The sequence below is a fragment of the Victivallis vadensis genome (assembly GCF_003096415.1).
Taxonomy (GTDB): domain Bacteria; phylum Verrucomicrobiota; class Lentisphaeria; order Victivallales; family Victivallaceae; genus Victivallis; species Victivallis vadensis.
Map to the genome: position 1 here is coordinate 1 of NZ_QEKH01000029.1, position 22,578 is coordinate 22,578.

Sequence of the window (22,578 nt, forward strand, 5' to 3'; positions counted from 1 at the left end):
GACAAAAATCAGAACAGAAAACGCCGGAAAATCTGGCAAAAAACAACGTTTGAATCCGCATGAAAAACACATGGACAAAATTTCACGGATTCAGGATATAGGATAAATCAACTTGCACACAAGAGAAAGGGAACGGCAATGAAGATAGATTTCAAATCATCCGGCGGCAGAACTTGCAACTTTACATTAATCGAACTTTTAATAGTTATTGCAATCATCGCCATTCTTGCGTCAATGCTGTTGCCCGCTCTGAACCGGGCACGTGAGAGCGCCCGCGGCACTACCTGCCTCAACAACAAGAAGCAGGCAATCACGGCGCAGTTGCAATATGCGGGAGATTTTAACGACTATCTTGTCGGCTTTCTCCCCAGCAACGGAACTTCCGGCCTCTGGTGTTCGGTACTCGCCAACGGTCAGGGGACGGACGGCGTATTCAATGTCAAAGGCAAGGGATACCTGAATGAAACGTGCATCCAGTGCCCATCCGTCAGCAACCGCTCCAAACCGGGAGACGATCCCTTCGATTTCTGGCGCAGCTCCTATGGAGTCGACTGGAGTTACAGCAACGGCAGCGAGATGGAGAACAGCCGCCGGGAAACGTTGGGGCGTTACATTCTCAGCGTTGCAAGCCCGGAATCCTATGTCTTTTTTCTGGCGAGAATGAAACGGCCGACAGATACGCTGATTTTCGCCGATACTTACTGGAAAAAGAACAACTCCGGCATTCCGCGCTTTATTTTCGATAAAAGTCTGGACAGCGGCGCCGTCGTTCAAGCTCACGGCGGCCGGGTCGCAACCGCCTTTGCCGACGGACACGCGGCAATGCATACCGGCGTCGAGCTTAAAAACATGCCGTTCAATCTGCAATACTGGTTTAAAAGCACTGCCGGAGACATCGGCAACTGAAACTCCGGCATCCCTTTTATTCTGAAAACAAGGAGAATTTATGTTCAAGCGATTTCTGCTTTCCGCCGCCCTTCTTCCGGTTGTCTGCACCGGAGCCGTTCCGCTGGGGAATTTCAGCACGGCCGCTCCCTGGGTGGTCAACGATTCCGAAAAACGAAACCAGAGTCTGACGCCGCACTCGCTCCCCGGGACCGGCGAAAAGGGGCTGAAGCTGGCCTGGGACGGCTATGCGTTCCCCTATGCCGAACTGCATTTACGCAAGCCCCTGCCGCTGCCGGCGGATTTCAGGCAGGGGAGCGTTTCTCTGCGGCTCCGGCTTCCGGCCCGGGCTCCGGTCCGCAGCGTCAGCTTGCGGCTGGTCGATGCCACCGGGGAGATTTTCCAGTACCAGTTGCGCACCCTGCCGCCGGCCGAGGCGAAAACCCTCACCGTGGATTATCCCGTTAATCTGGCGGAGAGCAAAAACTCCTCCTGGGGCGGAAACAACGATAAAAAATTTGACCTGCCCGTTGCATTGAAGGGGTTCTCGATCGATTTCGAGCGGGAGTCCGGTGCGGGCGAGGCGCTGTTTCTCGGCGTTGAAGCCGCGGCGAAAACCCCGGCGGCTTCCGCCGCCGACAGCATACGCCTGGAGATCGAGACCGGCAATCCGGTTCATGTGCTTACGCCCGAAAAGGCAGATCAGCTCCGCCTCTCTCTCCGTAATACCGGCAGCGTCCGGTTCCGTGGGGAAGCCGAAGCTGTTTTCGAGGATTTCTTCGGGCGTACCTTCTCCGAAAAACTGCCGTCTATCGATCTGGCCGCGGGGGAAGTGATGACCTGCCCGATCAGGAAGCAGCTCCCGGCCTCCGGCCACTGGGATGTCCGGCTCCGGCTGCGGACGGGTGACGGAGAAGTGACGAAAAAACGCTCCTTCGCCAGCTTCAAACCGGCAGGACCGACGCCGGGAAGGGCCGAAGGCTTCCTCTGGGGCATCTCCTCCCATCCTCAGCTTCATCCGGCTCAGGTCCAGAAGCTTGAAGCGCTGGCGGCCGCGCTGGTCGGCGCCAAAGTCGTGCGCGAGGATGTTTACTGGCACCGGGTGCAGCCCGCCCGTGGTCAGTGGGATTTCCGCTCCTTCGACCAGACTGCCGCCATCTTCGCGGAACAGGGCATCGAGCTTCAGGCGATCCTCTGCTACTGCGCGCCCTGGGCCGCCCGCGATCCCGGCGCGAAACGTCCGGACAAGGCGGAACCGGAACCGGAGGCGTGGAAGACGTTCTGCCGGGAAATGGCGAAACGTTATCGCGGCAAGGTCCGCTTCTGGGAGGTCTGGAACGAGCCGGACGTCACCCCGTTTTCCGGCATCAGCTCGGCTTCCTATGCGAAGATGATGCTGAATGCGTACAACGCGGTCAAGGCGGGCAATCCCGACGCCCGGGTCCTGACCGGCGGTTTCGCCACGCTCGCCAACCATCCGATGCTGCGGGAGCCGGGGTATCAGGAGAATGCGCTCAAGCTCGGCAAAGGCGGTTACGACATCCACGCCTATCACGAACACGGGGATTATCCGCATTTCGTGCGGATGGTCGAGGAACGCTTTCTGCCGATGCGGAAGCGCGCCGGCGTCACCGAACCGTGGTGGGCCAACGAAACCGCGCTGACCTCCTCCGGCGGCAACGAGAAGCCGCAGGCGCTGGCCCTCTGCAAGAAACTGATCTACGCCTGGAGCCGGGGCGCGATCGGCTACAATTGGTATGACCTGCGCAACGACGGCGACGACCCCAACCACGGCGAGCACAACTACGGCATGTTGACCCGCGATTTCTATCCGAAGCCGGTTTATACGGTCTACAACACGCTGACCACGCTGTTCGGAGGCAAGGAATTCGTCCGCCAGTTCGATGGGGGAGAAGGGGAATGGCTCTTCCTTTTCCGTGACGGCGGGGAAATGGCGCTGGCCGCCTGGAGTGAAAACGGCGGGCTTCTCCCCGTAATCGTCCGCACCGACGCCGTTTCGGCGGAGGCGGTCGACCTGATGAACAACTCCCGCCCGGTCGAAATCCACGACGGCCGGATTCTGCTGGAGATCGGCTCCGTCCCTGTCACGCTCAGGCTCAAGGGGGCGACGCGGGCGGAATTCGCCGGGAATCCGGTTCGTCTGGAGAGTGCCGATATCGCGCTACCGGGGAAAACGTACCGGTTCGCGGCCAAACTGACCAACCCTCTTGACGAACCTGCGGAGTTCGCATTGGAATTCCGCGCTCCGGCGGGGTTCCGGCCGGAAAAGACGCAGCGGCGCATCACCGTTCCGGCCGGAAAGACAGTGGAACTGGCGTGCGAACTTCGCGCAGATGAAACGCTCCGCCCCGCCTTCGGCGTTCCGGTCAGCCTTACGGCTGACTACCGGCTCTCCGGCGATACCGTCAAAGGGAGCATCGCCATGCCGGTGCGCGTCGCACAGGTCGTGCCGCAGGGAGCGACGGCAGGCAGGGCGCCCGATTTCACGCTGGCGCACCGCCGGCAGGTGCGTGAACTTTTCACCGGCGATCCGTCCCGCGGCCATCTGCTCTGGAAGGGACCGCGCGATCTCTCCGGCCGGGTCAGCCTCGGAACGGAGGGGGCGAACCTGCTGCTGCTGGTTCACGTGACCGACAACATCCACTGCCAGCCGGAACGCGGCGCGAACACCTGGATGGGCGACAACGTTCAATTTGCACTGGAACTGCCCGGCCGGAAAGACGCCTGGGAATTCGGGCTGACCCGGCTGGCGGACGGCTCCCCCGAAGTCTGGTGCTGGAACGCGCCGGAAGGGTTCGCCCCGGCCTCCGCCGCCCGCGGCATTGCCCTCGCCACAAGCCGCAAAGGGACCGAAACCGTCTATCGTGCGAAGATTCCGTTTGAAACGCTCGGCCTGACACCGGAACTCCTGAAAAAAGGCTTCCGCTTCAATCTGCTCATCAACGACAATGACGGCGGCGGCAGGCAGGGGTGGATCAGCATCGCCCCCGGCATCGGGGAGCGCAAAGATCCGTCGCAATTCCCGTTTGTGATTTTCGACTGAACGAAAGGCAACTGCCGTTATGAAATCTCTTTTATCCTGCATCGTGCTGCTGGCGGGCTTCTGCCTTGCCGCGGATTCCCCCTATGGAACATGCGCGCACCTGCAGCGCTGGGAATACGACCGCGCTTCCGAAGAACTGAAACAGATGAAAGCGGCGGGGATCGACCATGTCCGCTTCGATTTTGACTGGGACGCGCTGGAAACGGCTCCCGGCGTCTGGAATTTCGACAAAATGGATTCCCTTGCCGTCATGGCGCGCGGGAACGGTATTCGGATTCTGCCGATCCTGGCTTACGATGTGAAGTGGGCGACTCCCGCCTGGAAACACCTGCCGGAATTCCTGAACTATGTTGGAACCGTCGTCAGACGTTACGGCGATGTCATGCCGTGCGTGGAAATCTGGAATGAACCGAACCTGCAGGGCTTCTGGCGCGGCAAACCGAGCGGGAGGGAATACGCTTCGCTGCTGATTCCGGCCTACCGGAAAATCAAGGAGCTGAATCCCGGCATCACCGTCGCCTACGGGGGAACTTCCCTGATCCCGCTCGACTATATCGAGGACTCTTTCAAGGCGGGGGCGGCACAGGCGATGGATGTGATGTGCATCCATCCCTACCGCTGCAATGAGATGCCGGAGGAGTATCTGGCGTCCGATCTCGCCGGGCTGCGCAGGCTGATGGCCCGATACGGAGCCGGTGAAAAGCCGGTCTGGTTTTCGGAAATGGGTTACTCCACCGTCGAGCGGATGCCGTATCTCTCCCGGGTGCTGCCGCGTCTCTTCGCGGCGCTGGGGATGACGCCGGAAACAACGACCTGCGTGATCTTCCGCGATGTCGATTTCCGGTACGACACCGAAGGGCTGGGATTCCGTATTCAGGATGCGCTGCCGGGCCTGAAGGCAGTCAGGCCGATCGCACTGAAAGAGCTGAAACGGCTCGCCGCCGGAACGGATACGCTTCTGGTCCTGCCCGACAACGAGTCGTTCCCGTCGGAGTTCCTGCCGGACCTGACCGGATATCTGCGCCGCGGCGGGCGCGTGCTGAGCCCCGGCGGTTTGCCGCTCTACTTCGATTTGCGGCGCGACGCATCGGGCGTCCTGCGGAAGGTGCAGGTCAATGAAAAATACATGAAGGAACTTCATCTCGGCTGGTACACGTTCTGGACCCGCCCCGGTACTCCGAAGAAACTGGAGAAACAGGAGTTTGCCGGGCCGCACGATGATGGCCAGGAAACTTTGCCTGTCAACGGGTTCCGCTTTTTCGACCGGACGAACCTCGCGGCGGGCGACCAACTGGAACCGGTTCTGTATGGCCGGAGCGGGGAGTTCCGCGGCATTACGGCGGGCGTATACCATTTCAACAGCGATCTCAAGGGTAAAATCGCCGTCTGCGGCAACCTGAATCCCGGCGTGCCGGAAAAAAAGCAGGCGGAATTTCTGCCGCGCACCATGCTGATCGCTTTCGCTTCCGGCGTGGAACGCATCTACTGGTACAGTTTCCGCTCCACCGAACGGAGCCGTTTTGACGGCGAGGCGCACTTCGGCATCGTCCGCAACGACCTGGCGCCGAAGGATGCGTACCGCGCTTACCGGACTTTGAGCGAGCTGCATCCGGCAGGCTCCACCCGCCCCGAACTCCGGTCGGACGGGCCGCTTTATATCGCCAACTGGAAAACGCCCGGCAATATCCCGGCAGCCGCCGTCTGGAACATTGCGGGTGAACAGACCGTCAAGCTGAAGATCAGGAACGGCCGGCTCTCCGCCGTGCGCGATCATCTCGGCAGGGAAGTGAAACTGTCGCCGGAAAATTCCGTGCTCACCTTTTCCGCCTCTCCCGGCATTCTCTACTTTTCCGGAGTGGAATTATAGAGCTTGCCGGCTCCCCGATACGCAGCGGTTTGACTTATTGCGGAACCGCGTGTATCATAAGCATTGAAAAACAGAAAAGAGGATATCCGTGCTGCGCCCTTACGTTGCCAATGAAAACAATCCGCACATGCACCCGGCGGGGGAAAAGTGGAGAGGGGAGAAACTTTACGACTTCCGATTCTATGAGTTGGAAATCGTCTCCTATTCCCTGCCGCTTGCGGTATTCCGCTGGGATACCTATGTGCGGAGCGACGACTATCACCGCCACTGCGACTTTTACGAGCTGGTTCTCGTTTACAAAGGCTCCGCCCGGAACGACAGCGGGACCGGCACGCTTGAGACGGTTACGGTAGGTAATGTTTTCCTGCTTCCGCCCGGAAGCATCCACCGTTACCAGGCGATTCACGAATTTGCGCACTTCAACATCCTCTTCCGGCCGGAACTGCTGAACCAGATCCGGTTCGACCTTGAAACGCTGCCGGGCTTCCAGGCGCTGTTCCGGAACTTCGGAGCGGCCGGGAATCCGACGGCGATTTCCCCCTTTCTCTTCCTGCCGGAAGCGGAAATCACCGATGTGATGATGTTGCTTGAAAATTGCCGGCGGGAGCTTGAACGGCAGGAACCGGGATTTCAGAGCGCCGCAGTGGCCTCCTTTCTGCATGCCCTGACCGGGATCTGCCGCAAAGCGAGGCTGCAGGGAGGGAGGGGAGAAGAGAATTCCTTCCGGATCAGCCGGGTGGTCGAACAGCTCAACAGCCGGTATTCGGAGGAGTTCAGCGTTCCGCGGATGGCGAAGCTGGCCGGAATGTCCGTCTCCAATTTCCGCCACCGCTTCTCGGAAGTGATGGGCGTCTCTCCGGTCGAATACCTGACCCGGCTGCGGCTGAAAATGGCGGCTCCGCTGTTTATGATGCCGGAGAACATCACCAGTATCGCATTCCGGGTGGGATTTGAAGACAGCAACTATTTTGCACGCCAGTTCCGGAAATATGCCGGGCTGACTCCGACGGAATTTCGCAACCGGCTCAACAACGGTGAAATCACGCTGCAGGAGCTGGACAGCCGCCTCTTCAACCACCTGGGGCGGCAGAATGTCTGAAAACGCTGGAGAACACGGCGCTGCGCCGCTCCCGCGGGGCGCCTCCGGCGAAGCGAAACGCCCCATTGAATCTGTTCAGTCGGTCGGCGGGGGCGTGTAGCGTTCGGCTCCGCCGAGCTGTTTCCAGCGGACGTAGACGAAGAGCAGCGCCGCCGTCGCCCCGACCGTGAAAATCGTGTCCCACACGAAAATGAACCGGTAGCCGAAACGGTCGATCGCGACGCCGCCGAAGTAGTTCGCGAAGATCAGCAGCACGCTGTTCATCATCGCGTTCGCGCTGCTGAACTGGCCGAATTTGTCCGGCGGAAAAAGCTCGATGAACACCGGCCCGTTGCTGACGAACTGCACCGCGTACACCACCGAAATCGCGATCCCGACCACGAAGAACGACGCATAATCCGTCACGTAGAAGTATCCCCACACGTTCGCGGCGATCACGATCACGCCGCTCGCGACGAAAACCCGCAGCGGATGGAGCCTGTCCATCAGATAACCGGTCAGCACCACCACTCCCGCCGAAACCACCGCGCCGACCGCCATCACCTTGCCGAACTGTCCCGCCGTCATCTGCAGCTCCTTGGTCGCGAACAACAGATTGAAGGTTCCCCGGCATACCGTCGACGCGTTGTTCAGCGCCGTCCCCAGAAACAGAAACGTGAAGAACCAGTGGCGGTAGCACTGCCGGAAGTAGATGCCGATCCACTCCGCCAGCCGTTTCGCAACCGGCAGCCCCTGCCGCTGCACCGCCTTCGGCGGCGGGTATTCCCCCTCTTTCACAAAGAAACACATCAGCATGAAGCAGACCAGATAGAGCAGCCCGATTCCGGTAAAGACCTCCGGCGCGTAGTCCACGATGTACGGCATCACGAAGAAGTTGAACAGAAAGCCGCCCGCGGTTCCGGCCAGGTTCAGTCCCGCCATGAACCGCCCGATGAATTGATGCGGAATCACATCCGCGAAGATGTAGTAGTAGATCGACCCGACGATCAGGTTGAAGAACTGGAACACCACCGAGAATACGCAGACCAGCGCGATGCCCAGCGTGCCGATCTCCATGCCCGGAAAGAAGTGCGCGTGCACATATCCGGTGATCGGCGTGATCCAGCCGATCAGGATCAGGAACAGCGTCACGAACGGCGTCGCGAACACCAAATACGGAATCCGCCTGCCCCACCGCGTCCGGGTCCGGTCGCTGGCCGTGGAGAGGATCGGATTCATCACGAAGTTCATCGCCGCCGGGATGCTGCCGACCACCAGCCCGATCAGCGCGCCGGAAGCGCCGAAGCGTTCCAGCGTCAGCGGCAGCAGCGTCGGCACCAGGCTCCCCAGCATCCCGAAGATGTTGCCGCCGAGGATCACCCACGCCGACACCACGAACACTTCAAACAGGGAATAGCGCAACGTGCCGACCGTATACGGCCGCTTCGGATCGGCGGGCGGCCGGGTTTCGGCGGCCGCCTCCGCCGTCAGGATCGCGTCGTCCATCGCGTCACTTCCGGTCCAGTTCGACGATGTCGCAGGCGATGTCGTTCCCCTCGAACCGGAATTCGCCCGGAGCGGCCTGCTCCGTATTGCCGAAACGGCTCCGGAACGTCAGGTTCTCCGGCAGCTTCACCCGCACCGTGCCGGAGGTCCGGCCGGGACCGACTCCGGCCAGCAGCAGCCGGTAGTTTCCGGCGCCGTCGGCGAAGCAGCGCACCCGGAATTTGCCCTCGGACTTCACGGTTTCGGCCACAGGGCCGTCCTGCTCCGCCATCAGGAAGGGTTCGAGCTTTTTCAGCTCTCCGGCGGCCATGCAGGCGTTCCGCCACCGTTTTTCCGCCAGTTCCGGCGAAGCCTCGCTCCCGGCCGGGCCGCGCGGAAAGTCGAAGTAGCTGTAGAATATGAATCCCTTGCCGCCGTGGATCGCCTGCACCAGCGCCAGCGCCAGCATCTCCTTGCCGGTCGGATCGCGGTAGTCCGCCGCCTTGTCCGCCGGGGCGTAAATATTCAGGTTGTGCGCCTGCGGCACGTTCCAGGTCGGCACCCCGGTCGCCTCGGCCAGCCCCATCAGCCGGTCGATCGAGGTCATGTGGTGGTCGTACCCCTCCGAAATCCGCGAGATCGGGTACTGGTCGCCTCCAAAGATGTCCAGCATCGGCAGATAGTCCTCCACATTGGGCTGGTAGAAGACCGCCCAGGTCGGATGGTCGGGGTCGAGCCGGTTCACCAGCTCGCGCCGCCTTGTCATGATCTCCACCCAGTCCACCATCTTCTCGTCGCAGGTGTACCACGCCAGCAGCGCGGGATGGCGGCGGAAGGCTTCGACATATCGCTTCGCGGTTTCGTCCGCGCCCTTCAGGCCGCGGTAGGAGTAGTCGTCCGGCCCGAGCGGGTTGGAGCGGTAGACGTCCTTGATCGAAAAGAGGATCTTAAGGCCGTTCGCATGCAGCTCGTCCAGCGCCAGCTTCACCTGTTCGAGCGGCAGCCCGTCGCCGGAGGCCTCGCCGTCCGGCGCGAGGTGCATGCTGCCGTAGGGCATCACGCAGTTGAAGGGGCTTGCCGCGATGCGCTCCACATCCTTCCGCTTCAGCACGCCGGTGTAGAGGCCGAGCGGCATATAGGGTTTGCCGTCCACGATCGCCCTGCCCCGCGCGTCGATCACGCAGTTGCCGGGCAGCGTTTTGCCGAACCGTTTGCGGATCTTCACCGGGCTTTTCTTCTCCGCCAGAATCAGGCGGTTGGCCGGGTCGAGCAGCCGCGCGGTCAGCATCCCCTCCCCTTCCGGCAGGGCGGGCAGCTCCGTTTCGGCGACCTGCCCTTTCACCGGCACGGTGCGCTCCACAGTGCGTCCGGCGGTTTCAAGTTTGAACTCCACCGCCTGTTCCGGCGACAGCTTCACTCTCTCCGGCAGCCGGAAATTTCCCTTGAGGCGCGAGAAGAAGCGCAGCACGCCGCCGTCCGCGTCGATCAGGTTGTGGGTCGGGTAGACCTGCTGAAACTTCCACTGCGGCCCCAGCTCCTCCACGAACACGTGGTCGAACCACACTTTGCCGGTCGCGCCGCGCGGCATCAGCAGATGGATCACGAAAGAGCAATCCTTTTCCGCCGGAGCGACGGCGATGTTGTACTCCATCGGCGTCCAGCCGCACTCCTTGTCGGCGCTGGTCGGGCACTCCACGTTGCGCAGCCATTTGCCCTGCGCGTCGTAAAGTTCGACGATGATCGAAGCGCCGCCGCCCCTGACCCCTTCATTGCGGAACACGCCGCCGAAACGGTAGGCGCCGCCCGCCTTCAGCGGCAGCGAACGGCTGACCAGCGTGTACTTCGCCGGATCGGTGCGCTCATAGCAGAGCGCCGGACTGCCGTTGACCCCGGCGTTGGGCACCACCCGGATCGCCTTGCCGTCGATCCCCTTCCAGCCGTTCGCGCCGGAGGGAAACTCGCCGTCGGCCAGCACGAATCCGGCGCTGTGTCCGGCCTGGCCGCTCAGATCGCGCCATTCCCCGGCCGGAGCCGCTCCCGCCGCGACGGCGAGCATCATCATGATTGCAGAGCAAAAAAAGTGTTTCATCAGATCAGAATTCCTTAGACCGGGTTTATTTGTAGTAGAAGTTGCCGTCCCACTGCTGCGGGCCGCGGAGGTATTGATCCTTGTTGGCCATCAGCTCCGTGCGCGACATGTTTCTGGCGCTGCCGTCGAGCAGCCCGACGTTCACCGAAACCCCGCCGTGGCGGGCCGCCATCGGATACCAGCCGCTGACCGGGAAGCCGGGGATGTAGAACTCACCTTCGCTGGAAGCGCCCGGCACGAAAAATTCCCCGTTGCAATGGTTGTTGGCCGCTGCCGGCGCGGTGTCCGCGAAGTAAAGCGGCAGCCCCTTTCCCTCCTTGCGCACGAAGTTCATGATCCGCGACAGTTTCTGCGGGCAGCCGTTGTCGCCGCCTGCCTTCCACTGCAAGCCGAAAGTGGACATATTCAGGCCGATCGCGATGCTGTTCTGATCCGGGTACATCGGGTCGGAATCCCACCACGCCGCCTTCGGTTCCGACGGACACAGAAAGGATTTGAAGCCGAAACCGTAGGCGACGTTCAGATAGATCGACCAGCTCACGGTCTCCCCGGCCTTCAGCCCATTCCGGTCCCCCGGCATCGACGTCACCTTGCCGAGGCAGTAGTCGTCGTTGTCCGCCTGGTACATCGTCGCGGGCATGAAAATCTGCTTGATGTTGCTCAGGCATGAAATCGCCTGCGCCTTCTCCCGCGCCTTGTTCAGCGCTGGCAGCAGCATCGACGCCAGGATCGCGATGATCGCTATCACCACGAGCAGCTCAATCAACGTGAACTGCCTTATGCACCTGTCCGCGGGAAACGGCGGACACAGGGGACGGGATTTGCGGCCGGCGGGAAGAAGGCAGGATGTAACGTTTCTTTTCATGTGTACGGATTCCTTCTGTTTAGGGTGATATTGTATTATTTCATCCGGATTCAATTTCATTTTTTTCAGCGGGCGCGGGGCCCGTCGGTCCTGACGATGAACTCCTGTGCCGGAACCACGATCGAGCGGTAGAAATCCGGGTTCGGCGCGAGGTGGATCTCCGACATCAGCTTCACGATCGCCCGGAATTCACAACTGAGCGGATGTGTGACCGCGTTGCAGAAAAACCGCTCCTTGAATTCAGGCACGTTGCTCAGGAAATTGTCGTAACTGATCAGCTGCACGTCGCGTCCCGGCTTCAGCCCGTGTTCGTACAACACATCCAGCACTCCGACCGTCAGGTGATCGGAGAGTGAAAAGATCGCGGTGTCGCACTTGAACTCCTTCAGGAACAGCTTGCCGTACTCCCGGCCGCACAGCACCGGCAAATGGAAGAAATACTCCTCCGGCACCGGGAACGCCAGATTGGCGCTGCCGAATCCGCACTGGTCCGCCATTTCGCACAGCGCCGTATAGCGGTGCTGCGACGTGGAGAGCGTCGGCACCCCGACCACCAGCGCCTTGCGGAAGCCCATCTTCATCAGATGCTCGAGCGCCTTCCTCATTCCGGGGCGGTAATCGAAAAACACCTGATGCCACGGCCCGAATACGAATTCGTCGTCGCCGAACAGGATCACCTCGCCGGGGAAGTTGCGCAGCACCTGCTCCGCCACCAGCCGGTAGCCGGCTTCGGCGATGATGTAGTCGAAGCGGCTCAGCTCCATTCCGAGCAATGGACAGTTTTCGACATTCGGCATCTGTTCGCTGTGGAACTCCACCGCCAGTCCCGCGTCCTCTAGAATCTGCTTGAGCAGCAGCCGCGAATTCTGGCACAGGATATTGTTGAAGGACGGGATTTCGACGTTCAGCGATTCAAAATAGAAAAAACCGATCCGGCTGTGCGGCGGCAATCCCATGTTGCCGCGCACGAAACTGCCGGAGCCGCGCACCCGGCGGATCAGCTTCCGGTCGGCCAGATGCTGCAGCGCCCGGTGGACGGTTTTCTCCGAAACCCGGTAGCGGGAGGCGAGTTCCGCCGTACAGGGCAACTCCACGCCCGCCGCCAGCTGGCTGCCGACGATATTGGCTTCCAGCGCCTTCACGATATCCTGGCATTTATACTTGCGCCCGGTTTCCCCGGTGATTTTCTCGATGGTTTCCATTTGCCGCTTCCGTTTTGTCTGTGATCTGTGGCACGCTATAAGTATGGGCCATTTTTGTCCGAAAGTCAAGTGCAAAGGACACCGTATTCTTCAGGCAATGGACAATCTCGGAAAACTTATGGACATTTTTCCTGCCACGATCGGACACATCCGAAACGCCGGCCGCCATGCCGCATTGTTCAAAATCCGGTTCAAATTTTCCGATTCCGTGAAAATCGCTCCGCCCTTCCCTTGCCATAACCCGAAATCTGAACCATAATATAAACGTAAATCGGAACAACACAGGTAAAATATGAACTATCACAGCAAAACCAACCGCCTGACCGAGGTTTTCATCTGCGACCTCGCCGCCGACCGCTTCAACGGCGAGGAGTACCTGCCGTCGGAACAGCGGCTGGCGGAACAGTACCGGGCCAGCCGCAACACCATCCGCCGGATGCTCGACGCCCTGATCTCCGACGGCACGCTGCTGCGCGACGAAAACCGCCGCGTGCGGATCAATCCGCTTCAGGTACTGCACACAACAGCCCCGGATTACCGGAAGCTGACTTTCGCGTGGGCTTACGCCGCTTATCCGGACCCGATGATCTCCAACGTCACCGCAGGCATTCAGGATTATACCACCGAACAGCGCCTGAACCTGCAATTCGTCACCAGTCAGGAAAGCCATGAATCGGTTCTTGACGCCCTCGCCCATGCGTCCGGGCTCGGTCTTGACGGAGTGCTGCTTCTCAGCTATCCGCAGGAGCGTTACGACACCGTTGCAGACCGGCTGCTGGATTCCGGCATTCCGGTAGTGACGGTGGGGCCGGCCGGGCAATCGCGCGCAAGTTCGCTCACCGGAGACGATTTCGGCGGCGTATTCACCGCACTCAGCCAACTGATCGAAAAATATGACCGTCCGGTGTACTTTATCGCCGCACCGGCCTCCCCCGGCGACCTTGAACATAATGACCGTTATCTGGCTTATATACAGGCGATGAAAAACGCCGGTTTCGAAGAGTTTATTTCAGACCATACCTGCCTGATCTGCAACGGCGATGCCCCGAAATACTGGCCGATGGACCAGAAACTTTTCCGCGCCGCTTATCAGTTCACTCCCCACCTGAACCGGATGAAGCTGCCGGCCTCAGTTTTCTGCGCCGGCGATTATATCGCCCATCGCCTTTATCTGGCTGCCCGTGAAGCCGGCCTGCAGATCGGCCGCGACCTCGCGGTGATCGGCTTCGACGACCTGCCATTCGCGCGGCGGCTTTCGCCGCCCCTTTCCACGATCCGGGTCGATACCCGGCGGCTCGGTTACCTGGCGGCGCAGCTGCTGCACCGCTCGGCTACCGAAGGCTTCACTTCACCCGTCCACCTGAAAGTTCCCGCGGAGTTCATTGAACGAGAATCCCTGTAAACACGAAGGAGAATTCCATGAAAAGTAAATTCACATTAATCGAACTTTTAGTAGTAATAGCAATCATTGCGATTCTTGCCGCAATGCTGCTGCCGGCCCTGAACCAGGCTCGGGGCAAAGCGCATGAGATCAAATGCATCGGCAATGAAAAACAGATATTTACCGCATTGTCGCTGTATGTCAATGATTTCAATGACCGGCTGCCTCCTCATTTCACGTCAGTGATCGGCAGCGGCGGAGAGATCCGTTCCCTTTCGGAGGGAGGCGGTCTCGCCTATCCGAATATCGGCCTCGGTCTTCTCGCCGCAGGCGGCTACTGCGGAGGAGGAGCGGACTATACCAGACGCGTCATGGATGGAATGACTCCCAGGCCCAAGATTTTCAAGTGCCCGTCCAATCCTCAGGAGGGATGGCTGCAAAACATCAACTTTGCCGATTATCCCTACGCCCGCGATTCATCCGACATCACCTGCCAGATTCCCAGCTTCAACAAACCTTTCAGCCGCCTGAAAGGAGAAGTGCTTTCTTATTGCGTGACGGGAGAGGTCCTGCTGCGCAACGGGGTTGAAGGCAAATACCTCGGGACGCTTCCCCTGCACAACCGCGGCATCACAGTTGCACGCGCCAACGGTTCCTGCGGCCGCGTGGCGCTTGATGTATATCGCAGCGGCAGCAATCTCGAAGCACGCCTGAAACTGATTGATCAGATGAACTGAATAACAGAAGGTCAGATATGAAGATGAAAAGAGTGCTGGCGGCAATGGCTTTTTTCTGCCTTTCCGCAGGATTGGCGGCCGATATCGTGCGCAACGGATCGTTTGAAACATTCGGCGGCAACGGTGTGCCCGCCGAGTGGAATTTCCGGCTCAACAACAATGCTCCCGTAACCGTTTCTCCGGCGACTCCCGGAATTGAAGGCGAGAAAAGCCTGCGTATCGTCAGCCGCCTGACGGAAAAGCGGCCGAACGTCTTCGGCGTCCTGACCCAGATAGTCAAGCTCAAGCCGGACACCGATTATACCTTGACCTTCATGGCCCGCGGGCAGGAGGTGAACCATGTATCCTGGGCCATCGGAAAAGGCTGGACGATCCGTCACACGGTAACCGGAGTGACGAATGAATGGGCAGAGCACACGTTCTCATTCCGGGTTCCCGCCGATCGGATGGAAGGAGCGGATAACTGCGGACTCCGATTGATCGTCGAAGGGCGCTGTACGGAATTGGACCTCGATGATGTCCGTATCGTTCCCAAAAGCAAAGATGCGGTCGGCAACGGTTCGTTTGAAGGGAAACCGGGTGAAATCCCGAAAGGCTGGTCGTTCCGGGTTTCCGGCAACGCACAGGCAACCGCGACGGTCGACAATTCCGCGGCTTCCGCCGGAAGAAGTTCGCTTCGGCTCGTCAACCGGACACCGCGCAACGCGAACGTCTATGGCGCCCTCTCACAGACCGTCCGACTTTTCCCCGGTATCGATTATGTGATGCGGGTACGCGCCAAAGGCGAAGGCTCCAGAGTCAATATCGCGGTCGGAGTCAAATGGCTCCATCGGCTCGACATCACCGCTCCCGGCCCTGAATGGCGGGATTATGAGCTGCAATTCAGACTGAATGCCGATGAAGTCGACAAAAACAGCAATGCCCCGCTTGTGATCATCACGGAAAATATCACCCCGGGCGTCTGGCTCGACGAACTTTCCATTACTCCGCGGGAAGCCTGGAATCTTCCGCCTGCCGCCTGGCAGGAAAACCGCGTCACGCTGGTCGGTCCGTTACGGCAAAAGTTCGATACCATCCGGAAGATTCCGAAAGGCACGCCGACCCTGAAACTGCCGCTCTCCGCGGAAAATGCAGCCGGCGCCACGCCGGAGGTCAAGGTTTTTTCTGCGGAAACCGCCCTGCTGTTCGATGCCGACGGGCTGGTGTTTCTGGCGGATGTAACCGATGACATCGCACGTCCCGGCCACGGAGCAACCATGTGGAAAAACGACAGTCTCCAACTGCGAATCGACCGTGCCGCCCTCCGGCGTCCCGCTGCCGCGGAAAGCGATCTGGAGATCGGCTTCAGCGTCGACGGCTCCGGCAAGGTACGCAACTGGTGCTGGGACGCCGGCGACGAACCCCATGCCGGAAAGGAACTGCCGCCGGAACTGGTCCGGGCTTGCGGCTTCCGGACGGCCGGCGGCTATTTTCTGGCTGCTCATTTAAGCTGGAGGCTTCTCGGGGATTTGCGTAAAACCGGTAAATTCGGCTTCAGCATCGTCGCCAATGATTCGGATGCGCCGGCGCATCGCAACGTCTGCTTTTTGACTCCCGGCGTACATGACGCCAAATACTCCGACCGGTATATGCAGGCTCTGCTGGACGCGGGGGAACCGGTTTTCTGGGCGGCAGTGCCGCCGACGCCGTCTTCGAAAGAGCTGACGGGAACGCTGCTGCTCTCCGGCACGGCCGGCGATGTGCGCTTTTCCGTGGAATTCACCGACGCCGCCGGGAAAAAGACGCTTCGCGACATCGCAACGGTGCCGGGAGTGGTTCCGGGGGAACTCGTTCGGCTTCCCTTTTCGCTTTCCATCGATGCGCTTGCCAAAGGGAACTACACCGCCGAGTTCCGGATAAACGGCGAAAGCGCCGGAAAAATCACCTGCGTCAAAGCCGATCTGTACAGCCGGCAGCTTGAAGCCGTCAATACGCTTTGCGGAGAACTGGAACGCCTCAAAGCCGCATGTGACGGCATTCAATCGGAATATCTTGATGTGCCGCTGGACATCCTCGGCCGGCATCTTCCCCGACTGCAAAAACGGCTGGCGGAAGCCGCAACCGACGACGAAAAGAAATACTATGCCGAACAGGCGGCAATGACCCGGCAGGATATCACGGATGCGCTTGCGGATCTGAAGAAACGCCTGGAACAGCTCCGGTCCGGCGGCAAACTGCCCGAAGCCCGAAAATTTCATTCCGGCACCGTCACACTCGAAAACGGCTGGCCCGTCGCCACGGTCGCCGATGAAAGCGGCAAGGCGTTCCGGCAGCCGGTTGTCTTCACCGGTTACGGCCATTTTACCGACATCGACCGCGATATCGCGTTTTTTCAAAAACAGGGAGCCAATGTGGTGCAAATTGAAATCGGTCCGCGCGCCCTTTTCCCCCGGGAGGGAAAAACGACTGAGTTCGAACCCGATTTCACCATTGTCGACTCCCGGCTTCTCCCGCTGTTGAAAAAGGCGCATGAAAATAATGTGAAGATTGCCTTGCTGATTTCGCCGCACTATCATCCGGAGTGGCTGTTGAAGAAATATCCGGAACTGGTTTCCTCCGCCGGGTTTCTCAAATACGAAGTAACTCATCCCAAAGCCCGCCAGATGCTTCAGGCATATATTGCGGCACTGCTTGGCCGTTTGAAAACAAGTCCCCATGCGGATGCATTGCACAGCATCTGCCTTGCCAACGAACCCGTTTACACCGGCTGTACTCCGGGCAATCCTTATTCAGCGGCGGAATTCGGAAAATACATGGAGCGGAAGTATGGTCCGGTTGCAAAATTCAATGAGATAACCAATCTGAATTTCAACAATTATCATGAAGTTGCCGAAGCCGCTTTCCACAATGCTCCGGTTGCATGTTATGAATTCTACACCTTCGCCCGCGAAACCTTCGCCGGCTGGCACCGGATGCTGGCTGAAGCCGTGAAGAAAGCATGGCCGGAGATGCCGGTTCATACCAAAATCATGGTCTTCAGTTCCCCGTTTGAATATGTGGCCGGAGTCGACCCGGAACTGATGGCGGAATTCAGCGATTACAACGGCAACGACAACTACTTCTATCGGCGCGGCCCTTATATCGCCGACTGGAATGTAACGGCAATGACGCATGAAATGCAGATTTCCGCCAAACCGGTTTCGATCGCCAATACTGAGAATCACATCGTTCCGGACCGTGAGACCCGGCCGGTTTCAAACGACCATGTTTATACGGCGCTCTTCCAGCAGTTCGTGACCGGTGCAAGCACACTGGTCACCTGGGTATGGGTTGACTTCGACTACAGTGCCGCCAGACAGAATCCCAGAAGTGATTTCGCAGGCAATATCCGCCTGCGCCCCGGCAATCTTGTCGCGCACGCCCTGGCCGGGCTCGACGGGATGCGCCTTGCGCCGGAGTTACGCAAGTTCTTCGATTACAAGCCGGAAGCCGCCATTCTCTACTCTCCGACTTCTCTGATTTTTGCGCCGGACACATACCGGAGGGAAGTCGACGCGCTCTACACGCAGCTCTGTTTCACCGGCTACCGGGTGCGGTTTCTCTCCGAACGCCGGCTGGCGCGCGGCGAATCCGGCGGCGTAAAGCTCCTGTTCGCCGTCGGTGCGAAAAACATCACCCGGGAAGCCTTCGACGGGCTGAAACGCTTCGCCGCCTCGGGCGGACGGATCGCCCGCGATGCCGAAAGCCTGACGCACGACCAGTACAACAATCCCCTGCCGGTTCTCCCCGACACCGAAAAAGCGGCGGCTTTCACCCCGGAGCAGCTCCTCGCCCAGCTTCACCGTCACATTGCGCCGCTGCCGGTTTCGCTCACGGGGAACCGCAAAGGCATCTTCTTCCGCGCCGTGCCGGACGGCAAGGGGAACTGGCTGGTCAACCTGGTCAACTACAATTTCGAGCCGCGCCCGGTCCGGCTCGAAGGGAACGGCTCCTGGACCGACCTGATCGGCGAACGCCCCTTCCATCCCCGCTTCACGCTCGCGCCGCTGAAGCCGCAGCTCCTGCGCTTCACCCCGGCTGAATAAACAGTCCAGAAAAAACCGCCCCGGAGGAAGTTCTCCTCCGGGGCGGCTCGATCTATGAGCAGGGAACGAACTACTTCGATTCCAACAGCTTGTTCACTCCGGCCAGCTTCACGCAGACGCAGAACAGCTCCATCGCCTTCTGCAGCTCTTCGCAGGTCGGATAGGTCGGCGCAATGCGGATGTTCCGGTCGCGCGGGTCTTTCTTATACGGGAACGCCGCGCCCGCGCCAGTCAGCTTCACGCCGGCCTGCTGCGCCAGCGCAACCACCGCTTTCGCACAGCCGTCCGGGACATCGACCGACACGAAATAGCCGCCGAGCGGCTTCGTCCAGCAGGCGAGGCCGGTTCCGGCCAGCTCCCGCTCCAGCGTATTGAGCACGATGTCGAACTTCGGGCGCAGCTCGTCCGCCAGCAGCCGCATGTGCCGGCGCACCCCTTCCGCGTCCTTCAGGTAACGGACGGTGCGGAGCTGGTTCAGCTTGTCGTGGCCGATCGTCTGCACGCTCATGTGCTTGCGAATCTCCTTGAGATTCTCGGCGCTCGACGCCACCAGCGCGACGCCCGCGCCCGGGAACGTGATCTTGGAGGTCGAGAAAAAGTAGAGCACCCGGTTCGGGTTGCCCGCCGCTTCGCAGGCGCCGAAGATATCTTTAAGCTTGCACTCCCGGTAGATATGGTGCACGCCGTAGGCGTTGTCCCAGAAGATCCGGAAATCCGGCGCCGCGGTCTTCATCGCGGCCAGCCGGTCCACCGTTTCGTCGCTGTAGCAGACCCCCTGCGGGTTGGAATAGAGCGGCACGCACCAGATGCCCTTGATCGCGTCATCTTCGGCGACCAGCTTTTCGACCATGTCCATATCCGGGCCGTTCTCGGTCATCGGCACCGGAATCATCTCGATTCCAAGGTCCTCGCAGACCAGAAAATGGCGGTCGTAACCCGGACTCGGGCACAGGAACTTCACTGCCGGCAGCTTGCGCCACGGCGTATGGCCGCCGGTTCCGAATACATAAAGGCGCATCATCGCGTCGTACATCAGGTTCAGACTGGAATTGCCGCCGACGATGATCTTGTCCACGTCGATGCCGAGCAGGTCGGAAAAGAGGCGGCGCGCTTCGGGAATCCCCTCAAGGCCGCCGTAATTGCGGGCGTCGATGCCGTCGCAGGTGATGTAATTTTCGAGTTTATTGAGAACGGGATTGGTCAGGTCGAGCTGGGAGCCGGAGGGTTTTCCGCGCGACATGTCGAGTTTGAGATTCTCCGCGACATAACCGGCGTATCGTCGGTCAAGCTCCGCCTTGCATTCCTGCAGCTCCGCCCTGGAACATTTGCTGATATCCCGGCCCATAATAACTCCTGTGATCCCCGAAAAGTTGCCTTCCTTCGCTCGCGGCGCCGCTCTCCGGCATTCCGTCTGCTCCGCAATGCCCGCACCGGCGGGTAAGGCGTTGTTAATGTTTCAATTTTAGACGATTACAAAAAAATCCGTATATGGTTCATGTATGCGACAAAATTCTAATATATCATAAAGAACCTTTATTTTCAATTGCGGAACGGTTGTTTTTTGATATTTTCACGCGATATGCAAGTTTTCAAAAATGGGATTTCGCCTTTGGCGGCCAAGAGCGAAATCCCGGTTCGGTATTTTTTTCTCCAGATTGATTCTCCGTTTTTCCGGTTTTCCAAGCAAATTCCAGTGGTTGGGAACCATTTCATCGCATTTCTTCGATATTTTTTTATCGAACTACTTGAAAAAAACGGATTCCGATGTAAATTTCCATTGTGCTTTTTTTGCGCAAGATCCGGATCCGAACACAATTTTTCAGGAATACAACCATGGCGAAACCGAAGATCGTGATCTGTCTGGGCAGCTCCTGCTTTGCCCGCGGCAACGAAGAAAATATCCGGGTGGTGGAAGCATACCTCGCGGAGAACTCCTACCGGGATGAAGTGGAGGTGGAGCTTTCCGGCACCCTGTGCCAGGCGCGCTGCGCCGACGGCCCCAATGTGATCATCGACGGCGTCACCTACAGCAAGGTCGATCCCGGCGTGATGCTCGATCTGCTGCGCAAGACCCTGCCGCCGCGCGGCAACTGAAGCCGCAAACACTCCGGAACCTCAACCGTACCAGGGAGAAAACCATTATGAATCTGCATTTTCCGGTGTTCACCACCGAAAATATATGTCATGACTGCTATAAATGCATCCGTCACTGCCCGTGCAAGGCGATCCGGATCGTCGACGGCCGCGCCGGGGTCATTCAGGACCTCTGCGTCGCCTGCGGCATGTGCGTGAAGGTCTGCCCGGCCCACGCCAAGAAGATCCGTCCCGACCTCGCCCGCGCCCGGATGCTGCTCGGCAGCGGCAAGAGGGTCTACGCTTCGCTGGCCCCCTCTTTCGTCAGCTACTTCAAAAACCTGCCGCCCGGCGCGCTGGCCGCGGCGATCAAAAAGCTGGGCTTTGCCGGAGTCAGCGAAACCGCGCTCGGCGCGCAGGCGGTCAGCGCCGAAACCGGCGCGTTCCTCGCCAAGGCGGAGCCGGGAGTCTACATCTCCAGCGCCTGTCCGGCGGTAGTGGATTTTGTGAAGAAATACGCTCCGGCGTATGCGCCGAATGTGACTTCGGTGCTGTCGCCTCTTTTGTCCCACACCAAAATTTTGCGGCGGGAGTTCGGCGACGATATCGGCGTGGTCTTTTTCGGCCCCTGCGTCGCCAAGAAGAACGAGTCCGACCGCCACCAGGAGCTGCTCGACCTCGCGCTGACCTTTGCGGATCTCGAAGAGTGGCTCGCCTCCGAAAACATCGACCCGGCCCGCATTCCCGCTTCCGACTATCAGCCGATGGTGCCGGAATCCGCCTCCGAAGGCAAAATCTACGCGGTTGAAGGCGGCATGAACGACACGCTGCGCGATCCCGCCGGGGATGTGCGCTATCTGGCGGTTTCCGGCCTGGTCAACCTCGGTCGGATGCTGCGCGACGATCCCGAGGCCGCGAAATCCAGATCCTGCAAAATCTTCATCGAGTGCCTCGCGTGCGCCGGCGGCTGCGTGAACGGGCCGGTGATGCCCAAGCAGCAGGGCGGCACTTTGAGTTCGGTGATTCAGGTGGCGCGCGACTACGACGGCAGCACCAGTTTGAACCGGCCGACCGACCTGCCGATCCGGGAAACCGTCACCGCCGAACCGCAGCTTGAACCGGAAGTGGACGAGGCCGCGATCAAGAACGCGCTCGCCTCGGTCGGCAAATTCACCCCCGCCGACGAACTGAACTGCGGCGGATGCGGCTACTTCAGCTGCCGCGACTTCGCGAAGGCGCTGATCGCAAACAAGGCGGAGGTCGAAATGTGCGTCTCCCACCTGCGCCAGCTTGCGCAGAAGAAGAGCAACGCATTGATCCGCTACATTCCGGCCGGCGTGGTGATCGTCGACCGCCATTTGAAGATCGTCGAATGCAACCGCCATTTCGCGGAGCTGTTCGACGAGGACACCGTGCTCGCCTACGACTCCTGCGGCAGCCTCGCCGGAGCCGAACTGAGCGCATTCGCCGACTTCAGCGACCTGATGGCGGCGGCGCTGCTCTCCGGCGGCGAAGTGCAGCGCCACAATCAGGTCTGCGGCGACAAGATCCTGAACATCAGCATTTTCACGATTTCGCCGCATCAGTGCGTCGGCGCGATCATCCAGGATGTGACCAGCATCGAGCTGCACCGCGAACAGGTTTCGGAAAAGGCGCGCGCGGTGATCCGCAAGAACATCATCACCGTGCAGAAGATCGCCCGCAACCTCGGCGAACACATGGCCGAAACCGAAATCCTGCTGCGCGAAGTGGCCGGAAGCTATACTGAAATCAAGGGGAAACGCTGAC

14 protein-coding genes are annotated in these 22,578 nt (G+C 59.8%); 9 read left to right on the forward strand and 5 right to left on the reverse strand.

Translation table 11 applies throughout. The features are described 5' to 3' along the window. Positions 1-138 precede the first annotated feature (138 nt). From C8D82_RS15565 to C8D82_RS15580, 4 genes are all read left to right on the forward strand, one after another. Complete coding sequence (locus C8D82_RS15565) at positions 139-906, forward strand: prepilin-type N-terminal cleavage/methylation domain-containing protein (RefSeq protein WP_116885212.1); 768 nt, start codon at positions 139-141, stop codon at positions 904-906. 40 nt (positions 907-946) lie between these two features. Further along, positions 947-3,949, forward strand: a complete 3,003-nt coding sequence (locus C8D82_RS15570; protein ID WP_116885213.1) for a sugar-binding protein — start codon at positions 947-949, stop codon at positions 3,947-3,949. A gap of 19 nt (positions 3,950-3,968) precedes the next feature. After that, complete coding sequence (locus C8D82_RS15575) at positions 3,969-5,816, forward strand: beta-galactosidase (protein ID WP_116885214.1); 1,848 nt, start codon at positions 3,969-3,971, stop codon at positions 5,814-5,816. 88 nt (positions 5,817-5,904) lie between these two features. Then, a complete protein-coding gene (locus tag C8D82_RS15580) occupies positions 5,905-6,915 on the forward strand; it encodes an AraC family transcriptional regulator (RefSeq protein WP_133245235.1) in 1,011 nt (336 codons plus the stop codon). A gap of 75 nt (positions 6,916-6,990) precedes the next feature. Here C8D82_RS15580 and C8D82_RS15585 read toward each other — a convergent pair whose 3' ends face one another. Genes C8D82_RS15585 through C8D82_RS15600 form a run of 4 tightly spaced genes read right to left on the reverse strand, consistent with a single transcriptional unit; the run spans position 6,991 to position 12,535 of the window. Continuing rightward, positions 6,991-8,400 (reverse strand): MFS transporter, encoded by a 1,410-nt coding sequence (locus C8D82_RS15585; RefSeq protein WP_116885216.1) that lies wholly within the window; start codon positions 8,398-8,400, stop codon positions 6,991-6,993. A gap of 4 nt (positions 8,401-8,404) precedes the next feature. After that, positions 8,405-10,468 carry a glycoside hydrolase 5 family protein gene (locus C8D82_RS15590; RefSeq protein WP_116885217.1) on the reverse strand — a complete coding sequence of 688 codons (2,064 nt, stop codon included), beginning with the start codon at positions 10,466-10,468 and terminating at the stop codon, positions 8,405-8,407. A gap of 25 nt (positions 10,469-10,493) precedes the next feature. Continuing rightward, positions 10,494-11,393, reverse strand: coding sequence for a type II secretion system protein (locus C8D82_RS15595; protein ID WP_419643467.1), 900 nt, complete (start codon positions 11,391-11,393; stop codon positions 10,494-10,496). A 5-nt stretch (positions 11,394-11,398) separates the two neighbouring features. Beyond that, positions 11,399-12,535 carry a GntR family transcriptional regulator gene (locus C8D82_RS15600; RefSeq protein ID WP_116885219.1) on the reverse strand — a complete coding sequence of 379 codons (1,137 nt, stop codon included), beginning with the start codon at positions 12,533-12,535 and terminating at the stop codon, positions 11,399-11,401. A 292-nt stretch (positions 12,536-12,827) separates the two neighbouring features. On the opposite strand from C8D82_RS15600, the gene C8D82_RS15605 reads away from it, so the two are divergent. Genes C8D82_RS15605 through C8D82_RS15615 form a run of 3 tightly spaced genes read left to right on the forward strand, consistent with a single transcriptional unit; the run spans position 12,828 to position 18,717 of the window. Beyond that, positions 12,828-13,937 carry a substrate-binding domain-containing protein gene (locus C8D82_RS15605; RefSeq protein WP_116885220.1) on the forward strand — a complete coding sequence of 370 codons (1,110 nt, stop codon included), beginning with the start codon at positions 12,828-12,830 and terminating at the stop codon, positions 13,935-13,937. A gap of 17 nt (positions 13,938-13,954) precedes the next feature. Then, positions 13,955-14,653, forward strand: coding sequence for a prepilin-type N-terminal cleavage/methylation domain-containing protein (locus C8D82_RS15610; protein ID WP_116885221.1), 699 nt, complete (start codon positions 13,955-13,957; stop codon positions 14,651-14,653). 17 nt (positions 14,654-14,670) lie between these two features. Next, positions 14,671-18,717 (forward strand): beta-galactosidase, encoded by a 4,047-nt coding sequence (locus C8D82_RS15615; RefSeq protein ID WP_116885222.1) that lies wholly within the window; start codon positions 14,671-14,673, stop codon positions 18,715-18,717. A 70-nt stretch (positions 18,718-18,787) separates the two neighbouring features. Here the strand turns inward: C8D82_RS15615 and C8D82_RS15620 are convergent, their stop codons facing one another. Then, positions 18,788-20,062, reverse strand: a complete 1,275-nt coding sequence (locus tag C8D82_RS15620) for an aspartate aminotransferase type Ic (RefSeq protein WP_116885223.1) — start codon at positions 20,060-20,062, stop codon at positions 18,788-18,790. A gap of 434 nt (positions 20,063-20,496) precedes the next feature. Between C8D82_RS15620 and C8D82_RS15625 the strand changes: the two genes are divergently transcribed. Continuing rightward, complete coding sequence (locus C8D82_RS15625; protein WP_261798337.1) at positions 20,497-20,811, forward strand: (2Fe-2S) ferredoxin domain-containing protein; 315 nt, start codon at positions 20,497-20,499, stop codon at positions 20,809-20,811. A 47-nt stretch (positions 20,812-20,858) separates the two neighbouring features. Next, a complete protein-coding gene (locus tag C8D82_RS15630) occupies positions 20,859-22,577 on the forward strand; it encodes a [Fe-Fe] hydrogenase large subunit C-terminal domain-containing protein (RefSeq protein ID WP_116885225.1) in 1,719 nt (572 codons plus the stop codon). The last annotated feature ends 1 nt before the right edge of the window (position 22,578 follow it).

What these genes read in the sequence shown, in the direction of transcription:
- C8D82_RS15590 (WP_116885217.1), bottom strand. Translation starts at nt 10,468, where the DNA reads ATGAAACACTTTTTTTGCTCTGCAATCATGATGATGCTCGCCGTCGCG.
- C8D82_RS15605 (WP_116885220.1), top strand. Translation starts at nt 12,828, where the DNA reads ATGAACTATCACAGCAAAACCAACCGCCTGACCGAGGTTTTCATCTGC.
- C8D82_RS15595 (WP_419643467.1), bottom strand. Translation starts at nt 11,393, where the DNA reads ATGAAATTGAATCCGGATGAAATAATACAATATCACCCTAAACAGAAG.
- C8D82_RS15615 (WP_116885222.1), top strand. Translation starts at nt 14,671, where the DNA reads ATGAAGATGAAAAGAGTGCTGGCGGCAATGGCTTTTTTCTGCCTTTCC.
- C8D82_RS15620 (WP_116885223.1), bottom strand. Translation starts at nt 20,062, where the DNA reads ATGGGCCGGGATATCAGCAAATGTTCCAGGGCGGAGCTGCAGGAATGC.
- C8D82_RS15585 (WP_116885216.1), bottom strand. Translation starts at nt 8,400, where the DNA reads ATGGACGACGCGATCCTGACGGCGGAGGCGGCCGCCGAAACCCGGCCG.
- C8D82_RS15610 (WP_116885221.1), top strand. Translation starts at nt 13,955, where the DNA reads ATGAAAAGTAAATTCACATTAATCGAACTTTTAGTAGTAATAGCAATC.
- C8D82_RS15630 (WP_116885225.1), top strand. Translation starts at nt 20,859, where the DNA reads ATGAATCTGCATTTTCCGGTGTTCACCACCGAAAATATATGTCATGAC.
- C8D82_RS15565 (WP_116885212.1), top strand. Translation starts at nt 139, where the DNA reads ATGAAGATAGATTTCAAATCATCCGGCGGCAGAACTTGCAACTTTACA.
- C8D82_RS15570 (WP_116885213.1), top strand. Translation starts at nt 947, where the DNA reads ATGTTCAAGCGATTTCTGCTTTCCGCCGCCCTTCTTCCGGTTGTCTGC.
- C8D82_RS15600 (WP_116885219.1), bottom strand. Translation starts at nt 12,535, where the DNA reads ATGGAAACCATCGAGAAAATCACCGGGGAAACCGGGCGCAAGTATAAA.
- C8D82_RS15575 (WP_116885214.1), top strand. Translation starts at nt 3,969, where the DNA reads ATGAAATCTCTTTTATCCTGCATCGTGCTGCTGGCGGGCTTCTGCCTT.